Source organism: Pseudomonas sp. Marseille-Q0931, from assembly GCF_940789645.1.
GTDB lineage: Bacteria > Pseudomonadota > Gammaproteobacteria > Pseudomonadales > Pseudomonadaceae > Aquipseudomonas.
The window spans coordinates 110447-132657 of record NZ_CALNWT010000009.1 but is presented as its reverse complement, the minus strand read 5'-3'; the positions used below and the strand labels follow the sequence as shown (position 1 = coordinate 132657).

21 protein-coding genes, 1 pseudogene and 1 riboswitch are annotated in these 22211 nt (G+C 61.8%); of the genes and pseudogenes, 12 read left to right on the top strand and 10 right to left on the bottom strand.

Annotated elements, in window-relative coordinates; translation table 11 throughout:
- Positions 1 to 49: 49 nt before the first annotated feature.
- Complete coding sequence (gene proB, locus P3C50_RS15545; RefSeq protein ID WP_197855401.1) at positions 50 to 1168, top strand: glutamate 5-kinase; 1119 nt, start codon at positions 50 to 52, stop codon at positions 1166 to 1168.
- 15 nt (positions 1169 to 1183) lie between these two features.
- A complete protein-coding gene (locus P3C50_RS15540) occupies positions 1184 to 1642 on the top strand; it encodes a CreA family protein (protein ID WP_197855400.1) in 459 nt (152 codons plus the stop codon).
- A gap of 188 nt (positions 1643 to 1830) precedes the next feature.
- Here the strand turns inward: P3C50_RS15540 and mqo are convergent, their stop codons facing one another.
- A complete protein-coding gene (gene mqo / locus P3C50_RS15535; protein WP_275546698.1) occupies positions 1831 to 3327 on the bottom strand; it encodes a malate dehydrogenase (quinone) in 1497 nt (498 codons plus the stop codon).
- A gap of 462 nt (positions 3328 to 3789) precedes the next feature.
- The gene (locus P3C50_RS15530) at positions 3790 to 4020 is read right to left on the bottom strand and encodes a hypothetical protein (RefSeq protein ID WP_072424313.1); all 231 of its coding nucleotides are present in this window, start codon (positions 4018 to 4020) and stop codon (positions 3790 to 3792) included.
- Between the two features lie 166 nt (positions 4021 to 4186).
- Here P3C50_RS15530 and P3C50_RS15525 point away from each other — a divergent pair, with 166 nt between their 5' ends.
- A complete protein-coding gene (locus P3C50_RS15525) occupies positions 4187 to 4771 on the top strand; it encodes a YajG family lipoprotein (protein WP_275546697.1) in 585 nt (194 codons plus the stop codon).
- 61 nt (positions 4772 to 4832) lie between these two features.
- Here the strand turns inward: P3C50_RS15525 and P3C50_RS15520 are convergent, their stop codons facing one another.
- Positions 4833 to 5039 (bottom strand): hypothetical protein, encoded by a 207-nt coding sequence (locus P3C50_RS15520; RefSeq protein ID WP_004424534.1) that lies wholly within the window; start codon positions 5037 to 5039, stop codon positions 4833 to 4835.
- Between the two features lie 274 nt (positions 5040 to 5313).
- Here P3C50_RS15520 and P3C50_RS15515 point away from each other — a divergent pair, with 274 nt between their 5' ends.
- Entirely contained in the window at positions 5314 to 5589 is a 276-nt protein-coding gene (locus P3C50_RS15515) for a hypothetical protein (protein WP_074916392.1), read from the top strand.
- A 64-nt stretch (positions 5590 to 5653) separates the two neighbouring features.
- On the opposite strand, the gene P3C50_RS15510 is transcribed toward P3C50_RS15515, so the two are convergent.
- Positions 5654 to 6817, bottom strand: a complete 1164-nt coding sequence (locus P3C50_RS15510; protein ID WP_206418561.1) for a 1-acyl-sn-glycerol-3-phosphate acyltransferase — start codon at positions 6815 to 6817, stop codon at positions 5654 to 5656.
- Positions 6818 to 6916: 99 nt separating this feature from the next.
- On the opposite strand from P3C50_RS15510, the gene P3C50_RS15505 reads away from it, so the two are divergent.
- Genes P3C50_RS15505 through P3C50_RS15495 form a run of 3 tightly spaced genes read left to right on the top strand, consistent with a single transcriptional unit; the run spans position 6917 to position 8004 of the window.
- Positions 6917 to 7099 (top strand): CPXCG motif-containing cysteine-rich protein, encoded by a 183-nt coding sequence (locus tag P3C50_RS15505; protein WP_017675389.1) that lies wholly within the window; start codon positions 6917 to 6919, stop codon positions 7097 to 7099.
- Entirely contained in the window at positions 7099 to 7359 is a 261-nt protein-coding gene (locus tag P3C50_RS15500) for a putative signal transducing protein (protein ID WP_072424310.1), read from the top strand. Before P3C50_RS15505 ends, P3C50_RS15500 begins: the two co-directional genes overlap by 1 nt.
- Before the next feature lie 27 nt (positions 7360 to 7386).
- Complete coding sequence (locus P3C50_RS15495) at positions 7387 to 8004, top strand: SOS response-associated peptidase (RefSeq protein WP_275546696.1); 618 nt, start codon at positions 7387 to 7389, stop codon at positions 8002 to 8004.
- Positions 8005 to 8096: 92 nt separating this feature from the next.
- Here P3C50_RS15495 and P3C50_RS15490 read toward each other — a convergent pair.
- Positions 8097 to 10247, bottom strand: a pseudogene (locus P3C50_RS15490) (methyl-accepting chemotaxis protein).
- A gap of 195 nt (positions 10248 to 10442) precedes the next feature.
- Here P3C50_RS15490 and P3C50_RS15485 point away from each other — a divergent pair.
- Entirely contained in the window at positions 10443 to 11264 is an 822-nt protein-coding gene (locus P3C50_RS15485; RefSeq protein WP_275546695.1) for a M48 family metallopeptidase, read from the top strand.
- Between the two features lie 53 nt (positions 11265 to 11317).
- Here P3C50_RS15485 and P3C50_RS15480 read toward each other — a convergent pair whose 3' ends face one another.
- The 4 genes from P3C50_RS15480 to P3C50_RS15465 all read right to left on the bottom strand — a co-directional run bounded on the left by P3C50_RS15480 (position 11318) and on the right by P3C50_RS15465 (position 14786).
- Positions 11318 to 11761: an ester cyclase gene (locus P3C50_RS15480; protein ID WP_072424306.1), complete on the bottom strand. Its 444-nt coding sequence runs from the start codon at positions 11759 to 11761 to the stop codon at positions 11318 to 11320.
- A 111-nt stretch (positions 11762 to 11872) separates the two neighbouring features.
- A complete protein-coding gene (locus P3C50_RS15475; protein ID WP_275546785.1) occupies positions 11873 to 12454 on the bottom strand; it encodes a TMEM165/GDT1 family protein in 582 nt (193 codons plus the stop codon).
- Positions 12455 to 12537: 83 nt separating this feature from the next.
- Positions 12538 to 12670: riboswitch (yybP-ykoY riboswitch) on the bottom strand.
- 37 nt (positions 12671 to 12707) lie between these two features.
- Positions 12708 to 13703 carry a class I SAM-dependent methyltransferase gene (locus P3C50_RS15470; protein ID WP_275546694.1) on the bottom strand — a complete coding sequence of 332 codons (996 nt, stop codon included), beginning with the start codon at positions 13701 to 13703 and terminating at the stop codon, positions 12708 to 12710.
- 117 nt (positions 13704 to 13820) lie between these two features.
- Complete coding sequence (locus P3C50_RS15465; protein WP_275546693.1) at positions 13821 to 14786, bottom strand: 2-hydroxyacid dehydrogenase; 966 nt, start codon at positions 14784 to 14786, stop codon at positions 13821 to 13823.
- Positions 14787 to 14865: 79 nt separating this feature from the next.
- Here P3C50_RS15465 and P3C50_RS15460 point away from each other — a divergent pair, with 79 nt between their 5' ends.
- Positions 14866 to 15495 carry a LysE family translocator gene (locus tag P3C50_RS15460; protein ID WP_275546692.1) on the top strand — a complete coding sequence of 210 codons (630 nt, stop codon included), beginning with the start codon at positions 14866 to 14868 and terminating at the stop codon, positions 15493 to 15495.
- Between the two features lie 43 nt (positions 15496 to 15538).
- Here the strand turns inward: P3C50_RS15460 and P3C50_RS15455 are convergent, their stop codons facing one another.
- Positions 15539 to 16714 carry an acetyl-CoA C-acyltransferase gene (locus P3C50_RS15455; protein WP_275546691.1) on the bottom strand — a complete coding sequence of 392 codons (1176 nt, stop codon included), beginning with the start codon at positions 16712 to 16714 and terminating at the stop codon, positions 15539 to 15541.
- 190 nt (positions 16715 to 16904) lie between these two features.
- On the opposite strand from P3C50_RS15455, the gene P3C50_RS15450 reads away from it, so the two are divergent.
- The 3 genes from P3C50_RS15450 to P3C50_RS15440 all read left to right on the top strand — a co-directional run bounded on the left by P3C50_RS15450 (position 16905) and on the right by P3C50_RS15440 (position 22130).
- A complete protein-coding gene (locus P3C50_RS15450; protein WP_275546690.1) occupies positions 16905 to 18587 on the top strand; it encodes a fatty acid--CoA ligase in 1683 nt (560 codons plus the stop codon).
- Between the two features lie 217 nt (positions 18588 to 18804).
- Positions 18805 to 20730, top strand: coding sequence for a DUF1302 domain-containing protein (locus P3C50_RS15445; RefSeq protein WP_275546689.1), 1926 nt, complete (start codon positions 18805 to 18807; stop codon positions 20728 to 20730).
- A gap of 32 nt (positions 20731 to 20762) precedes the next feature.
- The gene (locus P3C50_RS15440) at positions 20763 to 22130 is read left to right on the top strand and encodes a DUF1329 domain-containing protein (protein ID WP_275546688.1); all 1368 of its coding nucleotides are present in this window, start codon (positions 20763 to 20765) and stop codon (positions 22128 to 22130) included.
- The last annotated feature ends 81 nt before the right edge of the window (positions 22131 to 22211 follow it).

The following is a 22211-nucleotide window of genomic DNA, read 5'->3' as shown; positions in this document are numbered from 1 at the left end:
TTTGTAGGTGGGGCGGAACCCATCGTTTTCTGGCTAAGGTTGGAAGATCATGCGTGACAAGGTGACCGGCGCGCGGCGCTGGGTGGTGAAGATCGGCAGTGCGCTGCTGACGGCCGACGGGCGTGGCCTGGATCGTGCGGCCATGGCGGTGTGGGTCAAGCAGATGGTGGCACTGCGTGAGCAGGGCGTCGAGTTGGTGCTGGTGTCCTCCGGCGCCGTGGCGGCTGGCATGAGCCGCCTGGGCTGGACCAGCCGACCTAGCGCGATGCACGAGCTGCAGGCGGCCGCGGCCATTGGCCAGATGGTGCTGGTTCAGGCCTGGGAGTCGAGTTTTGCCGAGCACGGCCGGCGCACCGCGCAGATCCTTTTGACCCACGACGATCTCTCCGACCGCAAGCGCTACCTCAATGCGCGCAGCACCCTGCGCACCCTGGTCGACCTCGACGTGGTACCGGTGATCAACGAGAACGATACCGTGGTTACCGATGAGATCCGCTTCGGCGACAACGACACCCTGGCTGCGCTGGTGGCCAACCTGGTGGAAGCCGACTTGCTGGTGATCCTCACCGATCGCGACGGCATGTACACCGCCGATCCACGGCACAACCCCGATGCCGAGCTGATCCATGAGGCGCGCGCCGACGACCCAGCACTGGATGCCGTGGCCGGTGGCGTTGGTGGTGCGTTGGGCCGTGGCGGCATGCAGACCAAGCTGCGTGCGTCACGCCTGGCGGCGCGCTCCGGCGCGCATACGGTGATCGTCGGCGGCGCCATCGAGCAGGTGCTGGCGCGTCTCAAGGCCGGTGAGCGCCTGGGCACGATGCTGGCGCCCGAGCGTGGTCTGCTGGCGGCGCGCAAGCAATGGCTGGCCGGCCACCTGCAGACCCGCGGCACCCTGGTGCTCGACGCCGGCGCGGTTAAGGCGCTGAGCCAGGACCGCAAAAGCCTGCTACCGGTGGGCGTGAAGGCGGTGCAGGGCAGTTTCCGCCGTGGCGAAATGGTGGTTTGCGTTGCTCCGGACGGCCGCGAAGTGGCGCGTGGCCTGGTCAACTACAGCGCGCTGGAAGCGCAGAAGATTATCGGCAAGCCTTCCGATGCCATTGAGGGGCTGCTGGGATATGTGGATGAACCAGAGCTGGTGCATCGGGATAACCTGATTCTGGTTTGAAGAAAGGAGAGTACGATGCGTCTGTTCAAGGGATGTGTACTGGGCCTGCTGATGTTGCCCGGCCTGGCACTGGCCGAGACCATCGGCGAAGTGTCCACGGTGTTCAAGTGGGTCGGTCCGAACGACAAGATCGTCGTCGAGGCCTTCGATGATCCCAAGGTGGCGGGCGTGACCTGTTATCTGTCACGCGCCAAGACCGGCGGTGTGAAAGGCGGCTTGGGTCTGGCCGAGGATCGCGCCGAAGCGTCCATCGCCTGTCGCCAGGTCGGCCCCATTGAATTCAAGGGCAAGCTCAAGGATGGCGAGGAAGTGTTCAAGGAGCGCACCTCGCTGGTGTTCAAGACCATGCAGGTGGTGCGCTTCTTCGACGCCAAGCGCAATACCCTGGTGTATCTGGTCTATAGCGACCGGGTGATCGAAGGCAGCCCGCAGAACGCGGTGACGGCCATTCCGATCCTGCCCTGGGGCCAGTAGAGCGAGGGGAGCAGGGATTGTGGGAGCGGACTTGTCCGCGAATAGGATCAGCAGAGAAAATCGCGGACAAGTCCGCTCCCACAACATTTATGTTCCCCCGCATTAAGGTGCCATCTGCACCGACTGAGTCCGGCAGCGATGCCGCATAAAAAAACCGCCCCGAGGGGCGGTTTTTTCATACCTGCTGATCAGCTAGGTATGTCCAGTTGCAGGCGCTTGTTCGATTGCGTCTGCACCTCATGGTAGCGCTCGGCATCCTTGGACAGGACATCGGCCATGGCCGGGAATATCTCGTCCAGCTTGGTGCGCCAGCCTTCGCTCTTGGCCTGCTCGGGGAAGCAGCGGCGAATCAGGTCGAGCATGATCGACACGGTCACCGAGGCGCCCGGCGAGGCGCCGAGCAGCGCAGCGATGGTGCCGTCCGCAGCCGCCACCAGTTCGGTACCGAACTGCAGGATGCCGCCGTTCTTGGCGTCCTTCTTGATGATCTGCACGCGCTGGCCAGCCACTTCCAGGCGCCAGTCCTCGGCCTTGGCCTCCGGATAGAAGCCGCGCAGGGTGTTCAGGCGCTGTTCCTCGGACTGCATCACTTCCTTGATCAGGTAGCGGGTCAGGTCCATGTTGTCGCGCGCCACCGCCAGCATCGGGCCGAGGTTGTTGGGGCGTACCGACAGCGGCAGGTCGAGGAACGAGCCGTGCTTGAGGAACTTGGTGGTGAAGCCGGCGTAGGGGCCGAACAGCAGGGACTTCTTGCCGTCCACCACGCGGGTGTCGAGGTGCGGTACCGACATGGGCGGCGAGCCCACGGCGGCCTGGCTGTAGACCTTGGCCTGGTGCTGCTTGACGATTTCCGGGTTGTCGCAACGCAGCCACTGGCCGCTGACCGGGAAGCCGCCGAAGCCTTTGCCCTCTGGGATGCCCGACAGTTGCAGCAACGGCAGTGCGCCGCCGCCGGCACCGAGGAAGACGAACTTGCTCTTGAGCTTGCGCGTGGCGCCGGAGCGGGTGTCCTTGATGTCCACCAGCCAGCCTTCGCCGTCGCGCCTGAGGTCGGTGACCTTCTGGTTGCAGGTGACCGTGGCGCTCGGCTGCTTGGTCAGGTAGGCGAGCATCTGCTCGGTGACCGCGCCGAAGTTGACGTCGGTACCGGCCTGTACGCGGGTCATCGCCAGCGGCTCGCTGGTGTCACGGCCCGGGATCAGCAGAGGTGCCCATTCGGCGATGGTGGCGCGATCCTCGGTGAATTCCATTTCGGTGAAGGCGTGATGCTGACGCAGGGCCTCGAAACGCTTCTTGAGGAAGGCGATGCCGCTTTCGCCGCGCACGAAGCTCATGTGCGGCACCGGATTGATGAAGGTCTTCGGCGAGTTGAACGCGCCTTTTTCGATCAGGTAGGCCCAGAACTGCTTGGACTCCTCGAACTGGGCGTTGATGTTCACCGACTTCTTGATGTCGATGCTGCCGTCCGCGCCTTCCGGGGTGTAGTTCAGCTCGCAAAGCGCGGCGTGACCGGTGCCGGCGTTGTTCCAGGGGTTGGAGCTTTCCACTGCGCCGGACTCGCGCAGCTCTACCACTTCCAGGGCGATGCCGGGGTTGAGTTCCTTGAGCAGTACGCCCAGGGTCGCGCTCATGATGCCAGCGCCAACCAGCACCACATCTACGCTTTGGTAATCGTTATGCGCCATTAACCTCTCTCCAAGAAAACTGCACCAGATGGATGGCCGTTCGGCCTTTCAGGGCGATACCGGCAGACTCAGGCGTGATGCCCTGTCGTTCGGCGGGGAGGGGCAAGGCTGGGATTTGCGGACGCAAAACTGTTCATCTGTTCGCCACACTCTTGTGAAGTTTGTAAAAACCGTTTTTTCACGCTCTTTTGGAGCGGTGAACCTCAAAAGCTCGACTGCCTCGGCGCGCTTTTACCCGTGCAAAACATGCAATGCATGGCTGCTATCGGCTCTGCATATGGGCTGAAAGCGGCTGGCCGGAAGCGGCAGCTCGAAGTGGGCGACTCTCTGGGGCGGGGCGATGACGTTGCATCGGCGAGGTCGTGCGGCCCGATCAGGAGACGTCCTTATAATCGGGGCGCGATTATAACGGTGAATGAGGGGAAATTGATCGCCCCTGCGTGACTTTTATTCTTCCGCCGGTCAGGCCGCCAACGGGCGAGCGGCTGGTGCGTGTGTGACGACCGGGGTGATTCGGGCGCTGGCAGGCAAGGGGGAGCCCAGCCAGGAGATGCTCGGCTCGCGAACTTCCACCCAGCCAGGCTGGCTCGGGTGTTCCTGCATCTGCCGCAGGGCACGGCAAAGCCCCTGACCATCGATCAGGGCAAAATGGCGCATCGGGCGAGCGCGGCTGAACAGACGGCGCAACAGCATGGCGAAGGCTCCAGCGTGGTGACGGGTATCTTTATGCCAGGGCGCGGTGACAGGCTGATGACAGGAACCGCAATGCTGTGCTGGCGGTCCTATGCTGCACCACTGTCGGCCTCAGGCCGCGCTGGGTATACTGCCGGCCACTTTTACCTCACTCGGAGAGATGAGCATGCTGCACCGTGCGTTGATCGCCTTGCTTGCTGCCGCCAGCCTGACTCTGGCCGGTTGCGCCCTCAGCCCTCAGCAACTCACCCCGCAACCCAAGCTCACCAGCTCATTGACTCCCGTGGGTCAGGGCCAGCCGGTGGTGGTGCGCGTGGTCGATGGCCGTCCTTCGCCGGTGCTTGGTACCCGCGGTGGCCTGTATCCAGAAACCAGTTCGATCAGCGTGAGCAGCGAGCACGTACTGCCCAATCTACAGGCCGAGGCCGAGGCTGCCGTGCGTCTGCTCGGCTTCACCCCGTCGGCCAATGCCTACAACGCGCCGCAGCTGACCATCACCCTGGCGGAGCTGAAGTACCAGTCGCCGAAAGAAGGCATGTACGTCACCGAGGCCGATATCTCCGCTTCCATTCGCGCCGACGTGCAGGGCGGTAGCCGTCGCTATACCGGTCGTTACGGTGCCTCGCTGAATCAGCGTTTCGGCACCGCCCCGAACCAGCAGACCAACACCAAGCTGGTGGGTGACGTGCTCAGCGACGCGCTGACCCGTGCGTTCAAGGACCCGACCATTGGCCAGGTTCTGCTGCAGTAATTCCTAGCATCGCTACGAAAAACGCCCCGCATTGCGGGGCGTTTTCATTTGTCCTGGGTCTTCATGCCGCTTCGGCGTAGAACTCCGGCAGGCTCATGCCGGTGCGGTTGTCGATGTCCGGCAGGTCGTAATGCTCGTGGCCGCCAAGGGCGCAGTACACCAGCCAGTGCTGGTCCTGCACGTTGAAGGAGAGTTCGTCGACCACGGCGTCCACTTCATCCAGCGAGTCGATCAGGTAATCGCGATCCAGCGGTTGTGAATTAAGCATGGCAGGTCCTCCAGGGACGTTGAGGTTTGGCTCCAGCGACAGTCGTGACTGTTTGGTCACTATTGGAGATACAAACCCTAGGCCAGGCATATGACAGTTTTCAGACGATTTCGGGATAGCGGGCCGCGTTCGTCGGAAACGAACCTTATAAAAGCGCTAGTTCAGTACACTGCGCGACGACTTTTCGAGGGTCGAGACGTACCGTTTCTCGGCCGAAATCCCCATTCTGGTGCAGTGGCGGGGTTGCTGCACCATGCTGTTCTCGAGGTGTTGCATGTCGCTGCAGATGTTGTGGTCGCTGTTTCTCGTCCATCCGGCCGGGGTGGTGAATTCGCTGGCATTGTTCTTCGCGTTGGCGGGTGCCTGGCTGTGTCTGATGACTCGCGTGCGTGAGCAGCGCGGTATGGCGCGAGTGCTGGCTCAGGGTGAGCTGGACGAAAGCGAAGCACAGGATGAGCGCACTGTGCGCATCAACCGCTTCTTCTACCGTTTTGGCGCCGTCTGCCTGGGCGCAGCCCTGCTGCTGTCCTGGCTCAGCACACGGCTTTGATGCTTGAGCGCTAAACGAAAACGGCAGCCATCAGGCTGCCGTTTTCGTTTGTAGCGCGGGCCTCTTACAGAGGCAGACCCGCCTTGATCCGATACTGGTTGCGCACCGGATTGGCGTACTGCAGGACCAGGAACGGTTTTTCTTCGGCGCTGCAGGCCGCCAGGCGTTTGTTCCATTGCGCTTCGGCCTTGGCCAGTTCCGCGGCATCGAATACGTCGCTTGCTGCTGGCACGTTCAGCTCGGCCTCGCGGCCTTCCCACATGGCGTAGGCCAGATAGTGCACGGGGAACAGGCGATACTGGCCGAGAATGTGACGATCCATCTCCTGGGCAAGCTGCTTGGTGTCCTCCAGGCCGGCGACAGGCGGACTGAAGTGCAGATGCACGCGCCCTTTGTAGCCGGTGATGCCCAGGGCGATGCTGGCGTCGTCTTCGCCCGGCGCCTTGGTATAGCTGCCCGTGGCGGCGCGTACGCAGAGTTCGCGGGCCTTGGCCAGGTCGCAGGGATCGTACTCGTAGCTGATCGACACCGGGATCAGGTTCAGCGAATCGATCACGGCGGCGAACGGCTCATCCTTGCGGCTCATGTGGAACATCTTGAGGATGGCCGAGTCGGTACGGTCGTCACCGTCCTTGGCGCGGCCCTCGGCCTGGGCGATCCAGATCGACTCGCCATCTTCGCGAATCGAGTGGTTGATATAGGCCGAGAGCAATTGATAGGCCGCCAGCTTCTCGCGTCGCCCGCTGATCGAGCGGTGCACGATGAAACTCTTGTTCAGGCGCATCAGGTCGCTGACGAAAGGGCGCTGCAACAGGTTGTCGCCGATGGCGATACGTGGCGTCTGCAGGCCTGCATGGTAGACGGCGTAGTTGACGAAGGCCGGGTCCATGACGATATCGCGATGGTTGGCCAGGTACAGGTAGGGTTTGCCGGGTTGCAGGTGTTCCAGGCCGGAGTAGCTGATGCCATCACTGGCATGCTCGATGGTGCGATCAATATAGGGTTCGATCTTTTCCTGCAGCTTGGAAACCGAATCGATGCTGGCGAACTCGCTGCGCAGCCGCGCGGCGATCAGCGGCTTGAGCAGCCAGCCGAGTGGCCCGGCCAGGCGCGGGAAGCGAAAACGGGTGAGGGTGCCGAGAAACGCCGGGTCGGCGAGCAGGCGCGCCAGTACGGGGCGCACTTCTGCATCGGCATAGGGTCGGATGGCATCGAATGCGCCCATCATGCTCTCTTGTTCTAGAACGGCTAAGGTTGAAAGGGGGTCTGCTTAAACAGGGTGAGCAGTAGACCGGCGATTATACCGCCAAGTCACAAGGAGGCCGCGATGCTGGAAAGCCAGTTGTATTATTGCCCCTATTGCGGCGAGCCGGCCGAGGCGCTGCTGGATTTGTCGGGTGGTGATCAGTCCTACATCGAAGACTGTCCGGTGTGCTGTCGGCCGATCGAGTTCGAGCTGCGTACGGACGGCACCGAGTGGGAGTTGGACGTTCGCGGGGAGAACGACTGATGCAACGAATCTACGAACCGGAAAACCTGCTGGAAGGGCAGATGCTGGTGGACATGCTGGCCAGTGAGGGCGTTGAGGCGCATCTGCTCGGTCAGCATCTGGTCGGTGCGGTGGGGGAGTTGCCGGCGTGTGGCCTGCTCGGCTTGGTCGTCGCTGATCACTACGCCGAGCGGGCACGGACGCTGATCGCTGAGTACAATGCGGCGCAACCTGTGCCTGGCGACGAGCCAGAGTCCTTTCAGGGCGTGTTGCTCTGTTGACGCGCCCCCTGCCTGTCGAGTCGTTTCATGTGTGGACGTTATGCCCTGTTCCGCTGGTCGCCCGCTTTTGCGGCGTTGCCTGGTTTTCCCGCTGACCAGAAGCCGCACTGGAACCTGGCGCCCAACGGTCAGGTGCTGATGTTGCGTGCTGGCGAGCAAGGGCCGCAAGCGGCCGCGGCGCGTTGGGGGCTGACGCCGGCGTGGCTCAAGGATCTGTCCAAGACCCCGGCTCATGCCCGCGCCGAAACCCTGACCGAGCAGCCGATGTTCCGTGAGCCCTTCCGCCAGCGCCGCGCGCTGCTGCCGGCCAATGGCTTTTATGAGTGGCGCGGTGGCGCGCGCAAGCGGCCGTACTGGATGAGCAACGGTGAGCCCCTGATGTATTTCGCGGCATTGTGGGAGCTTTATCCGGTGGGCGGGCAGGAGTACCTGAGCGTGGCGCTGATCACTCAGGAAGCTGCCACGCTGCGGCGGCCCTTGATTCTCGGTGAGCACGAACAGGCGTTGTGGTTGAGCAACGACACGCCGCCCGAGCAACTGGCAGCGCTGCTGCTCAAGCCGCAGATGGCGCTGCGTGAGCGCGCGCTGGCAACGTTGGTCAACGATCCACAGCTGGATGCGCCGGAGTGTCTGACTCCGGCTTGAGCCTGCGCAGGGTGTCGAGGGTCGTCCATGCTGTGCACGCCGCGGCTGGCCTAGAGCCGGTGCATGCGGTGCACCCTACCTGATGAAGTCCCTTACACCTTGAACTGGTTGATCAGCCTACGTTGCTGTTCGGCCAGCTTGGTCAGTTGGGCGCTGGCCTGGCTGGCTTCGTCGGCACCGCCGGCCACCTCGTTGGCGACCTGGCCGATATTGGTGACGTTGCGGTTGATATCCTCGGCCACGGCGCTCTGTTCCTCGGCCGCGCTGGCGATCTGCGTGTTCATGTCGTTGATCACCGATACCGCCTGGGTGATGGACTCCAGCGATTGAGCGGCCTGGTTGGCGTGCTCCACGCTATCGTCGGTCTTGCTCTGGCTCTGCTCCATCACCTTGACCACTTCGCGGGTGCCCTGCTGCAGCTGTTGGATCATGTTCTGGATTTCTTCGGTGGCCTGCTGGGTCTTCTGCGCCAGGTTGCGTACCTCGTCGGCGACCACGGCAAAGCCTCGACCTTGTTCGCCTGCGCGGGCTGCTTCGATGGCCGCATTGAGGGCGAGCAGGTTGGTCTGCTCGGCAATGCCGCGTATGGCAACGAGGATGGCGTTGATGTTCTCGCTGTCCTTGGCCAGGTTCTGCACCACGCCCACGGCGCGGCCGATTTCGCTGGCCAGGGCGGCGATGGCGCTGGAGGTTTCCTGCACCACCTGCTTGCCTTGATTGGCCGCGCGGTCGGCGTGGTTGGCCGCCTCGGCAGCATGAGTGGCGTTGCGCGCGACGTCCTGCGCGGTGGCCGTCATCTCGTGTACCGCCGTGGCCACCAGTTCTATCTCGGCCAGTTGCTTCTGCACGCCCTGGTTGGTACGGATGGCGATGTCGGCAGTGTGCTCGGAGGAATCGTTGACCTGCTGCACCGAGGTCACCACGGAGGCGATCATCGTCTGCAGTTTGGCCAGGAAGGCATTGAAGCCTTGAGCGATCTGTCCCAGCTCGTCCGTACGGTCGACCTGCAGGCGCACGGTCAGGTCGCCGTCGCCCTTGGCAATGTCATCGAGCATGCCGACCATCTGCCGCAGCGGGCGGGCGATGCCGTAGCCGACGAACCAGATTACCAGCAGACCAAGGCCGGCGATCAGCAAGCCCACCAGCGTCATGCCCAGGGTATCGCTGTCGCGTTGGGTGACAAGCTCAGCCTGCACTTGGCGCAGGTCTGCCATCACGGTGTCCAGCGGCAGTACCAGCATCAGCACCCACCGAGCGTCGGTCTGGCCGATGGTGAAGCTGAGGAATAGCTCGATGTGGCTGTCGGCGGGATCGTCCTCGACATGCACGTCGTACTTCGGCATGCCAGGCTGCAGGCTGCTCAGGTTGGCCAGTTCGTTGGCGTCGAGCAGCTCGGTTGCGGGCTCGCCAAGCTTTTCCGGTGCCTGGGTCGAGGCGACGATACGGCCATTGCTGGCAATCAGGGCGATCTCGCCGGCGCCGCCATAGAGCTGGGCGTCGGCCTTGACCAACAGTTCCTGGATGAAGTTGACCGCCAGATCAGCACCGGCGATACCACGAAACTCGCCGTTGACCAGAATTGGCGAGGTGAAGGAGGCGAGCATGGTCATCTTGCCGCCGACGTCGTAGGGAGCTGGATCGATCACGCAGGGGCGTTTGCGTTCCTTGGGGCACAGGTAGTATTCGCCCGCGCGCACGCCGGTCGGCAGCAGTTCCTCGCTCTCGGTCGAGCCGATGGCATCGACACCGAGACTGCCGTCGGCATTGCGATACCACTAGGGCAGGAAGCGGCCGGTGCCGTCGTAGCCGTTTTCCTTGCTACCGGCATAGATGTCGTCGCTGGCATCGAAGGCGTTCGGCTCCCAACCCAGGTAACTGCCAAGTAATTTAGGGTTCTGCGCCGTGGTTTCATGCACCAGGTTGGCCAGTTCTTCGCGGCAGATGCTGAGCATCGGGCTGCCGTTGGCATCGGTCATGCCAAGCATGGCATTGACGCGTGCCAGGTCGGCGGTGATCTGCAGGGGAGCTTCCAGTTCGCGCTGGATTTCGCTGACCTGGGCTTGCGCCAACGCAGACAGGCGCTGCTCGATGACTTGTTCCAGTAGCTTCTGCGTGCGTTCCTGCACCAGATTCTGGGTTCGGCCACTGGCGAACAGGGCGTAGAGCACCAGAGCCACAACGACCGCGAGTACGCTGGCGCCAGCAAGGAATGCGACGGAAAACTGGATCGACTTGAACTTCATGAGAGCTCCCGAGCGCAGAGTGCGCCTGTCACGAACTATCGGCAGTGACAGATGAAAACCTTAATGGACTGGTGGTGACGAACAGGCTGGTGTCGTATTCAGCAAAGATGGCGTACGGCTATCGCGCAAGTAACGCGGTTGCTCGTGCTGCGGGGGCGGCCTAGCATAGGGCGTCCGATTCAAGGAGGTAGCTCGATGAGCAAGGTTCTATATCTGAGTGGCCTGGCGGCGGCCGTGCTGCTGGCAGGTTGTCAGGCCGTCAATACCACCAGTGGTGGTGCGGTTGGCGTGGAGCGCAAGCAGTACATGTTCAGCATGCTGTCAGCTGATGAAGTCAATCAGATGTACGCGCAGTCCTATCAGCAGACGCTGAGCGAGGCGTCGAGCAAGGGTGTGCTGGACAAGACCAGTAACAATGCCAAACGCCTGCAGGCCGTCGCCGCTCGCCTGATTCCGCAGGCGCCGCGTTTTCGTCCGGATGCCGCCAACTGGCAGTGGGAGGTCAATCTGATCAAGAACCCCGAGCTCAATGCCAACTGCGGGCCGGGCGGCAAGATCATTTTCTACAGTGGCATCATCGAGCAGCTGAAGCTGACTGACGATGAAATCGCCGCGATCATGGGCCACGAGATGGCGCATGCCCTGCGTGAGCACAGCCGTGAGGCGATGTCCAAGGCATACGGTATTCAGGTGGCCAAACAGGGCGCCAGTGCCTTGCTCGGACTGGGAGAGAGCGGGATGGCCATGGCGGATACGGTGGTGCAGTACAGCCTGACATTGCCCAACAGCCGCAGCAACGAGAACGAGGCCGACCTGATTGGCCTGGAGCTGGCCGCACGCGCGGGCTACAACCCGAATGCGGCCATCAGCCTGTGGCAGAAGATGGAGGCCGCCGGTGGTGGGGCACCGCCCGAGTTCATGAGTACCCACCCGTCGTCCAGCAGCCGTATCGCCTCACTGCAGGCGGCGATCCCCAAGGTGATGCCGCTGTACGAGCAGGCCAAGGCCGGGCGTTAATTTCGGGCCAGAAAACGGCGCGGCGTGATTGTTCACGGCGCGCCGTTTGCGTTTCAGGGCAGGGCGATTTCTGCAAGTGGACGGGGTTGCAGGCCCAACTGAGCGCGGAAGCTTTCCATGTCGAACATGGTGCAGATTTCCTGGATCTCATTGCCCGGTGTCAGGGTCCAGAAGGCCATGGCCGAGATGCTGAGGACCTTGTCGCTGGGTGGATAACCTAGGGCGGGTTTCTGGATGGTGCCGATCAGGGTACTCCAGGTGACCACCTTGTAGTTCTCGGCGATGCATTCCTCGACCAGTACCTGCAGGTCCGGCATAGCGTAACGGATGTTCTGGACCATCTGGGCGAAGCCGGCGCTGCTGAGCGGGGTGCCGATGAACGAGCTCTTGTAGAGAAAGTCGCGGCTGTGCAGTTGTTCGGCCAGCGCCAGGCGCCCCTTGTTCCAGGCCAGGTCGATGTGCTGGCACACCACCTTCTTGCGATCATCCAATGACATGCTGTCCTCCCGGCTGCAGGCCGTCTCCATGTGACGTGGCACGCACTTTAGCAGCAGGGAGGAGGGGGCTGGGATTGGCCGAAATGCCGGCTCGTTGACGTCAGTGGTTCGTCAGATCGGGCCGCTCAGCTTCAGTGCCTGGTAGCCGGCATAGATTGCCAGCGCGGCGAAGGCACAGGCTGCCAGCCGGCGAATCAAGGTCAGCGGCAAGCGCTCGGCAGCGAAGTTACCCGCCAGCACGACCGGCACGTTGGCCAGTAGCATACCCAGTGTGGTGCCAATCACCACGAGGAGGAAATGCGGGTACTGCGCTGCCAGCATGACGGTGGCGACCTGGGTTTTATCGCCCATCTCGGCAAGGAAGAAGGCGATCAGGGTGGTGAGGAAGGGGCCGTATTTCTTCAGGCCGGATGCTTCGTCGTCGTCGAGTTTGTCCGGTACCAGGGTCCAGGCCGCCACGGCGACGAAGCTGGCAGCGAGAATCCAGCTGAGAGTGGCGGGGGAGAAGAAACCGGCGACCCAGTTGCCGACGGCGCCAGCGGCGAAGTGGTTGGCCAGGGTGGCGACGACTATGCCCCAGATGATCGGCCAGGGTTTGCGAAAACGGGCGGCCAGCAGCAGGGCGAGCAACTGGGTCTTGTCACCAATTTCGGCGAGGGCAACGATCAGGGTGGGGACGAACAGCGATTCCAGCATCAGGTTTCCTACAGGGGGGCGGGTCGACACGGCTTATGACACGAACGACCTTCCCGCCCCGGGTATAGGTTGTACGTGTCATAGGTCTTGTCAAACCGCAGGCCTCTCTATGTAGGCCTTGGGTCGTATACGCCATGCTCTGCGGAGCAAGTGTGTTGACGTATACCGGGCGAGCAGGGCGCTCGCGGGAGACTACTCCCCTAGGACGGGCGCAATTGTGCCCAAGCGCCGCATTGGGAGCAACCCCAATTCAGCGTCGGGCGCCGTAGATGCGGAATCCATCGGCGTCTGCCAGGGTGCGGCAGGGGCCGAGATGACGCTCGATCAGGGGTGGATACTTGAGAAAACTGTTGGCCACCAGGCGCAGCTCGCCACCCTTGAGCAAATGGCGCGCAGCCTGGGCCAGCAGGTTCTCGCTGGCCTGATAGTCGGTGTGCACGCCCTGATGGAATGGCGGGTTGCTGACGATGGCGCTCAATCCTTCAGGTGCAGATTCTATCCCGCTGCCGGCGATCAGGTTGGCCGACAGGCCATTGCGTGCGAGGGTCAGGCGGCTGCTTTCCAGGGCGAAGGCATCGACGTCCAGCAGGCTCAGCTCGCTGGCCGGGTAACGCCGTTTGAGGGCGACGCCGAGCACGCCGGCACCGCAACCGAAGTCCAGCAGGTGGCCGGCCGGCAGGCCGTCCAGGTGTTCCAGCAGCAGTGCGCTACCGCGATCGAGTCGGCCGTGGGCGAACACGCCAGGCAGGGTGACGATCTCCAGTGCGCCATCGGCCAGTTGCAGTGAGTAGCTTTGCGCGAGGGCATGCAGGTCGGGAGCCTGCGGCGCCTGCTCTACCTCGACGCACCAGAGCTGGCAGTGCCGTGCGCTGTCGAGTTTGCGCGGTTTGCCATAGGCGGCCAATTGCTTCGAGGCGCGCTCGATGCCACCACGTTTTTCTCCGACCAGGTACAGAGGCTTGCCGGCCAGGCGCGAAGCCAGGGCTTGCAGCAGGTAGTCGGTCAGCTCGCGTGACTTGGGCAGGAACAGCACAGCGGCGCGGTAGTCGCCTTCCGGCAGGCGTGTGTCGAAGTGGCTGCGACCGGCAAATCGTGCGGTGAGCAGTGCCTGGTCGCCCGCATGCCAGTTCCAGCCACGAGCCTGCGGCAGGGCGCCAAGCAGGTTGTCAGCCGGCAGGCCGGCCAGTAACAGCTCGCCACTGAATAGCTCGGCGTGGCGCAGGAGAACTTCGCTTCGCGGGTCCATGGTATTTCCTGAGAATCTGTTTACGGCGCGCGGTGTAGGAGCGAGCTCTGCTCGCGAAGATTTTGCTGTTGACCGTGTTCGCTCGCGACGCACGCTCCTACAAGAAAGCTGCGCAGCTTACCCGACGACTCGCAGTGGCGCACCAGCGAAGAAACCAGCGGCGTTTTCCACGACCTGGCCAACGATGCGCTGGCGCGCTTCCTGGCTGCCCCAGGCGCTGTGCGGGGTGACGATCAGGCGGGGAATGTCGGCGGCCAGCAGCGGGTTGCCGTCCTTCGGTGGCTCCTGCAGCAGTACGTCGGTTGCGGCGCCGCCCAGATGGCCACGGCGCAGGGCATCGGCCAAGGCCTGTTCGTCGACCAGGCCGCCACGCGCGGTGTTGATCAGGAATGCGCGCGGCTTCATCAGGGCCAGCTCCTCGGCGCCGATCATGTTGCGGGTCTGCTCGTTGAGTGGGCAGTGCAGAGTCAGCGCATCGACTTGCGGCAGCAGTTCGTGCAGCGGCAGGCGATCGGCGCGCGCGGGACGGCCGGGCAGTTGGCCAAGCAGCACGCGCATGCCGAAGGCTTCGGCCAAGCGGGCGACGGCGCCGCCCAGTTCGCCATGGCCGAGCATGCCCAGAGTCTTGCCTTCGAGTTCGACGATGGGGTGATCGAGCAGGCAGAACTGACTGGCTTGTTGCCAACGACCGGCAGCGATATCGCGCTGGTAGTCGGGCAGGCGTGTGGCCAGGGCCAGCAGCAACATCAAGGTGTGCTGTGCCACGGACGGGGTGCCGTAGCCCTGGCAGTTGCATACGTTTACGCCGTGGTCACTGGCGGCTTTCAGGTCGATGTTGTTGATGCCGGTAGCGGTTACCAGCACCAGCTTCAACTCGGGGCAGGCCGCGAAGGTGGTGGCGTCCAACGGCACCTTGTTGCTGATGGCGACCTGGGCCCCTTGCAGGCGTTCGGCGACCTGATCCGGACGCGTGTGCGCGTGCAGGGTCAGCTCGGCGAACGCCTGATGCAGCGGTTGCATGTCGAGGTCGCCAAGGTCGAGGGAGGCATGGTCGAGGAAGACGGCGCGTGGGCTGTTGCTCATCAGCTGTACCTTTTCGCAGGTGGGTCGCAAGAGTAGATTGGCGAGCCTACCAGACCTTCAGCGTCGATGCGGAGCCGCCATGTACTGGAGTGAATTTCTCACTGTTGCCCTGATTCACCTGCTGGCAGTGGCCAGTCCTGGGCCGGATTTCGCCATCGTCGTGCGCGAGAGCGTCGGCTACGGTCGGCGCGCCGGGTTGTTCACCGCTTTTGGTGTAGGCACCGGGATTCTGGTCCACGTTACTTATTCGTTGCTCGGTATCGGCCTGATCGTGTCGCAGTCCATTGTCCTGTTCAACGCGCTGAAATGGCTGGCGGCGGCTTATCTGTTGTATATCGGCATCAAGGCGCTGCGCACGCGACCGGCCGATCCGGCCAGTGCCGAGCTGAACCTGGCAGCAGGCGAGCGCAGCGGTCGTGGTGCCTTCGTCACCGGGTTCATCACCAACGGGCTCAACCCCAAGGCAACGCTGTTCTTCCTGTCGCTGTTCACCGTAGTGATCAATCCGCATACGCCAGTGGCGGTGCAGGCCGGTTACGGCCTTTATCTGGCGCTGGCCACCGCTTTCTGGTTCTGCCTGGTGGCCTGGCTGTTCAGTCAGCAGCGCGTGCGCGCCGGCTTTGCCCGCATGGGGCACTGGTTCGATCGGTTGATGGGCGCAGTGTTGGTCGGGATCGGTGTGAAGCTGGCGCTGAGCGAAATGCGCTAAACGAAAGAGCCCCGCAACTGCGGGGCTCTTTGGATGGGCTGGTTTACAGCAGTTCGATGGCGACTGCAGTGGCTTCGCCGCCGCCGATACACAGTGAGGCGACGCCGCGTTTGCCGCCTTTCTTCTGCAGGGCGTTGATCAGGGTGAGGATGATCCGCGAGCCGGTGGAGCCGACCGGATGACCCTGGGCGCAAGCGCCACCGAAGACGTTGACCTTGGCGTGATCCAGGCCGTGTTCGCGCATGGCGAGCATGGTCACCATGGCGAAGGCTTCGTTGATCTCGAACAGGTCGATCTCGTCCTTGCTCCAGCCGGTCTTCTTCAGCAGGTTGCTCATGGCGCCGATGGGGGCCAGGGTGAACTCGCTCGGGTCCTGACTCTGGGTAGCATGGGCAACCACCTTGGCCAGTGGTTTGAGACCGCGCTTGGCGGCTTCATCAGCAGTCATCAAGAGCAACGCGCTGGCGCCGTCGGAGATCGAACTGGCATTGGCGGCGGTAATGGTGCCCTCCTTCTTGAAGGCAGGCTTGAGTGCGGGGATCTTGTCCAGGTTGGCCGTCAGCGGCTGCTCGTCATCCTTGACCACCACCTCACCCTTGCGCGAGGTGACGGTGACCGGGACGATCTCCGCGTCCAGCGAGCCGTCCTTGATCGCCACCTGCGCGCGGCGCAGCGATTCGATGGCATAGGCGTCCATTTCCTCGCGGCTGATGCCGTACTGGTCGGCCGTTTCCTGGGCGAAGGAGCCCATCAGGCGGCCAGTGCGCGCGTCTTCCAGGCCGTCGAGGAACATGTGGTCCTTGATCTCGCCATGGCCCATGCGCAGGCCGGTGCGGGCCTTTTCCAGCACATAGGGCGCGTTGGACATGCTTTCCATGCCGCCTGCGATCATTACCTGGTTGCTGCCGGCCTTGAGCGAGTCGAAAGCCATCATCACCGCCTTCATGCCCGAGCCGCATAGCTTGTTGATGGTGGTGCAACCGGTGGCAGAGGGCAGTCCAGCATTGAGCGACGCCTGGCGGGCCGGACCTTGCTTGAGACCAGCCGGCAGTACGCAGCCCATGATCACTTCCTGCACGTCGGCCGGCTCGATACCGGCACGCTTGACTGCCTCGCGAATGGCAGCAGCGCCCAGCTCGACAGCGGGTACGCTGGCCAGGCTGCCTTGAAAACCGCCCATGGGAGTACGGGCGCCGCTGACGATGACGATATCGGACATGGTGTTACCTCGAACGAAAGTATTGGGCGATGAAGCCTGTTTCAGGACTGACTAGCTGGATTGATTCTAACCTGTGACCAAAAGTGGCCATAGAGTCACGTGGCAAATCATTCTTTGGGCTGATTTAGCTGTGCATGAGCCGCTCTAGAGTCGTTGCATACCTATTCCTCGCGTGCCTCAAGGTGACTTCATGCTGCAGACTCGACTGATCCCTCCCGCCAATAACGCCCACGCTTATCCGCTGCTGATCAAGCGTCTGCTGCTGTCCGGTAGCCGTTACGAGAAGACCCGCGAAATCGTCTATCGCGACAAGCTGCGTTACAGCTACGCCACCTTCAACGAGCGTGTCGCGCGCCTGGCCAACGTGCTTAGCCAGGCGGGGGTCAAGGCCGGTGATACCGTGGCTGTAATGGACTGGGACAGCCACCGCTATCTGGAGTGCATGTTCGCCATTCCCATGCTCGGCGCGGTGCTGCACACCATCAACATCCGCCTGTCGCCGGATCAGATTCTCTACACCATGAACCATGCCGAAGACCGTTTCGTGCTGGTCAACAGTGAGTTCGTGCCGCTGTACAACGGTATTGCCGGTCAACTGACCACGGTGGAGAAAACCCTGCTGTTGACCGATGGCGAAGACAAGAACGCCGACCTGCCGAACCTCGTTGGCGAGTACGAGAGCCTGCTGGCTGCGGCCAGCCCGCACTATGACTTCGCCGATTTCGATGAGAACTCGGTGGCTACGACCTTCTATACCACTGGCACCACTGGTAACCCCAAGGGCGTGTACTTCACTCATCGGCAACTGGTGCTGCACACCCTGTCCATGGCGACCACCATGGGCGGCCTGGACAGCATCCGCCTGATGGGCAACGATGATGTCTACATGCCGATCACCCCGATGTTCCACGTGCATGCCTGGGGCGTGCCGTACGTGGCCACCATGCTCGGGGTCAAGCAGGTATATCCCGGCCGCTACGAGCCGGACATGCTTTGCCGCCTGATCAAGGAAGAAAAGGTCAGCTTCTCCCACTGCGTCCCGACCATTTTGCAGATGGTGCTGGGAGCACCCGGTGCGCAGGGCCATGATTTTGGCGGCATGAAGATGATCATCGGCGGCAGCGCACTGAATCGCGCCCTCTACGAGGCGGCCAAGGCTCGTGGTATCCAGCTGACTGCGGCCTACGGGATGTCCGAGACCTGCCCGCTGATTTCCTGTGCCTACCTCAATGAAGAGTTACGTGCCGGCAGCGAGGACGAGCGCACCACCTATCGAATCAAGGCCGGTATTCCGGTGCCGCTGGTGGAAGCAGCAATCATGGATGCCGACGGCAAATTGCTGCCGAGCGACGGTGAGTCCCAGGGCGAGTTGGTGCTGCGCGCGCCCTGGCTGACCCAGGGCTATTTCCGTGAGCCTGAGAAGGGCGAGGAGCTTTGGGCACATGGTTGGCTCCACACGGGTGATGTGGCGACCATCGACGGTATGGGTTTCATCGAAATCCGCGACCGAATCAAGGATGTGATCAAGACTGGCGGTGAGTGGATTTCCTCGCTGGAGCTGGAGGACCTGATCAGTCGTCACCCGGCGGTACGTGAAGTGGCGGTTGTGGGTGTGCCCGATCCGCAGTGGGGTGAACGGCCATTCGCCTTGGTGGTGTTGCGTGACGCGCAGGGTTTGGATGCCAAGGGGCTAAAGGAGCACCTCAAGCCTTTCGTCGAGCAAGGCCACATCAACAAGTGGGCGATTCCCACGCAAATCGCCCTTGTTACCGAAATTCCCAAGACCAGCGTCGGCAAACTGGACAAGAAGCGCATTCGCGTCGAAATCGCCCAGTGGCAGGAGGCGGGTAGCACGTTCCTGTCCACGCTGTGAGGTGCGAATTGACTGGGCGGTGAAAGTGACCGCTCAGTCAAACAAGCGTTTGGCTTGCTAATTGCTGTTTCCCGTCCATGCTTGGCTAGGGGCAGGGCCTGAAACCTGCGAGCCAGAGTGCCTGGAGGCTGCAAATCACACTTTCGAGGGATCAAGCAGTACCCCCCACTGGCTATAGTCAAAGCATCCATAACAAAAAATAGATGGAGTAGCGTCGATGACAAAAACAATATCTCCCTGGCGCCTGGCAAAACTGCCGCTGGCCGTCAGCCTCGCTTCCACCCTTGCCGCTCCGGCATTCGGCGTCACTTTCAATATCGGTGAGATCGAAGGACAGTTCGATTCACAGCTATCCGTAGGCGCTAGCTGGGCTACAGAGAAAGCGGATAAAGACCTTATCGGCGTGAATAATGGTGGTCGCGGCCTGTCTCAAACCTCCGACGACGGTCATCTAAATTTTAAGCGTGGTGAGACCTTCTCGAAGATCTTCAAGGGTATCCACGACCTCGAATTGAAGTACGGTGACACCGGCGTATTCGTCCGCGGCAAATACTGGTACGACTTCGAGCTGAAGGATGAAAGCCGCCTCTTCAAGGACATCAGTGACAGCAACCGTAAAGAAGGTGCGCAGTCCTCCGGCGCTGAAATTCTTGATGCCTTCGTCTACCACAACTATGCCATCGGCAATCAGCCAGGCTCGGTTCGTTTGGGTAAACAGGTGGTTAGCTGGGGGGAAAGCACGTTCATCCAGAATGGGATTAACGCGATCAACCCTGTAGACGTTGCTGCGTTCCGCCGCCCTGGTGCTGAAATCAAGGAAGGCCTGATTCCGGTCAACATGTTCTATGTGGCGCAGAGTTTGACCGACAACCTGTCGATGGAAGCGTTTTACCAGCTTGAGTGGGATCAGACTGTGGTGGATAACTGCGGCACATTCTTCTCTCAGGCCGATGTTGTTGCGGACGGTTGTGACCAGAACCTGGCAGTGCTGACCAACGATCCTGCTTCCATTGCGTTGATCAACAGTCTTCTGGGATCTGCTGGTGTTACACCTTCGCCCTGGGATGAAGGTTTGTTGGTTGAACGTGGCCCTGATCGTGACGCACGTGACAGCGGGCAGTTCGGCGTTGCCTTCCGCTATCTATTCGAGCCGCTCGATACCGAGTTCGGCGCCTATTTCATCAACTATCACAGTCGTCTGCCGATCTTCAGTGGGCGGGGGGCTGATCAGGCTATCGTCGACCAAATCAATACCATCGCTACTGGCGCAGCAGGACTTGTTGGAGCTTCCACCGCCGCTGGCTTGGCTGCCGCAGCCATGGCGGGAAACTCCAGCTATTTCATCGAGTACCCCGAAGACATTCGTCTCTATGGTTTGAGCTTCTCCACTACGCTGCCTACCGGCACTGCTTGGAGTGGTGAGCTGAGCTATCGCCCCAATGCGCCTGTTCAGCTCAATACAACCGACATTCTATATGCGGGGCTTGATCCGATTAGCGTTGGCGGTGTGCCGGTATATGGCAATGGTTCGGTTTTGGATGGTCAGCCAGGGGCTGATCTGCATGGTTACCGGCGCAAGGAAATCACTCAACTGCAAACGACCTTCACGCATTTCTTCGATCAAGTCATGGGCGCCAGCCGTCTGACATTGGTCGGTGAGATCGGTTGGACTCACGTTGGCGGTTTGGAGAGCAACAGCGAAGCGCGTTATGGGCGTGACCCAGTGTTTGGCCCGGGCCCGCTTGAAGGTGAACTCAGCGGTTTGCCAACCTGCCAGGCGCTCAACGCCGGTACTATTGGCAATCCCACTGATCAGAATGTCGGACGTTATTGTGAGAATGACGGTTTCACCACCTCCGACTCGTGGGGCTATCGCGCTCGCGCAATTTGGGATTACCCGAACGCAGTCGCTGGTGTGAACCTTCGCCCGAGTGTGGCTTGGTCGCATGACGTGAAGGGCTACTCTCCAGGTCCTGGCGCCAACTTTGAGGAGGGTCGCAAGGCTGTGAGTCTCGGCCTCAACGCCGAGTACCAGAACACCTATACCGCCGACCTGTCTTACACCAGCTTCTTCGGTGGCGGAAAGTACAACACCCAGCGTGACCGCGACTTCGTCGCGCTCAGCTTCGGTATGAGCTTCTAAGCGGACAGGAATTTCGAGGAATCATGATGCGTATGAAAACAACAAAAAAACTGTGGCAAAGCGGTGTCCTGACCCTGTCTCTGCTGGCGACCGGCGTGATGGCGGCAGTGTCGCCTGACGAGGCTGCGAAGTTGGGCACCACCCTGACTCCGGTCGGCGCCGAGATGGCAGGCAATGCCGATGGCTCGATCCCGGCCTGGACTGGCGGCCTGCCGACCAATGCCGGCGCGGTCGATTCGCGTGGCTTTTTGGCCGATCCGTTTGCCAACGAGCAGCCGCTGTTCACCATCACCGCGCAGAACGTCGAGCAGTACAAGGACAAGCTGACCCCTGGCCAGTTGGCGATGTTCAAGCGCTACCCGGAAAGCTACAAGATGCCGGTCTTCCCGACCCACCGCTCGGCTAGCCTGCCGGCTGCCGTGCTGGAGGCGACCAAGCAGAACGCGGTTAGCACCAAAATGGTGCAGGGTGGTAACGGCCTGGAGAACTTCCAGACCGCCAACCCCTTCCCGATCCCACAGAATGGTCTGGAGGTCATCTGGAACCACATTACCCGCTACCGTGGCGGCAGCGTGCGTCGACTGGTGACCCAGGCCACTCCCCAGGCCAACGGTTCGTTCTCGCTGGTGTACTTCCAGGACGAGTTCGTCTTCCGCGACGCGCTGACCGACTCCGACGCGAGCAAGGAAAGCAACGTACTGTTCTACTTCAAGCAGCGCGTAACGGCTCCGTCGCGTCTGGCGGGTAACGTGCTGCTGGTGCACGAGACCCTCGACCAGGTAAAGGAACCGCGCCTGGCCTGGCTATACAACGCCGGACAGCGTCGTGTGCGCCGCGCCCCGCAGGTGTCCTACGACGGTCCGGGTACCGCGGCTGACGGCTTGCGCACCTCGGATAACCTGGACATGTACAACGGTGCGCCGAATCGCTATGACTGGGAGTTGGTGGGCAAGAAAGAGATCTATATCCCCTACAACGCCTACAAGCTCGATTCGCCGAGCCTGAAGTACTCTGACATCATCAAGGCCGGTCACATCAATCAGGACCTGACCCGTTACGAGCTGCACCGCGTGTGGCACGTGACCGCGACCCTGAAGTCGGGTGAGCGCCACATCTATGCCAAGCGTGACTTCTACATCGACGAGGACACCTGGCAAGCCGCTCTGATCGACCACTACGATGGCCGTGGCACCCTGTGGCGTGTAGCAGAGGCGCATGCCCAGTACTACTACGACAAGCAGGTGCCGTGGTACACCGTGGAGACCCTTTACGACCTGCTGTCCGGTCGCTACCTGGCCCTGGGTATGAAGAACGAGGAGAAACAAGCCTACGACTTCAACTATAAGGCCTCGGGCAGCGACTTCACCCCGGCGGCTCTGCGTCAGGCTGGCGTTCGCTAAAACCTGCCTCAAGCAACACGACGAAGCCGGCCTTGCGCCGGCTTTTTCGTTACGGACTGTAGCGGGTGCTTCAAATGGCCA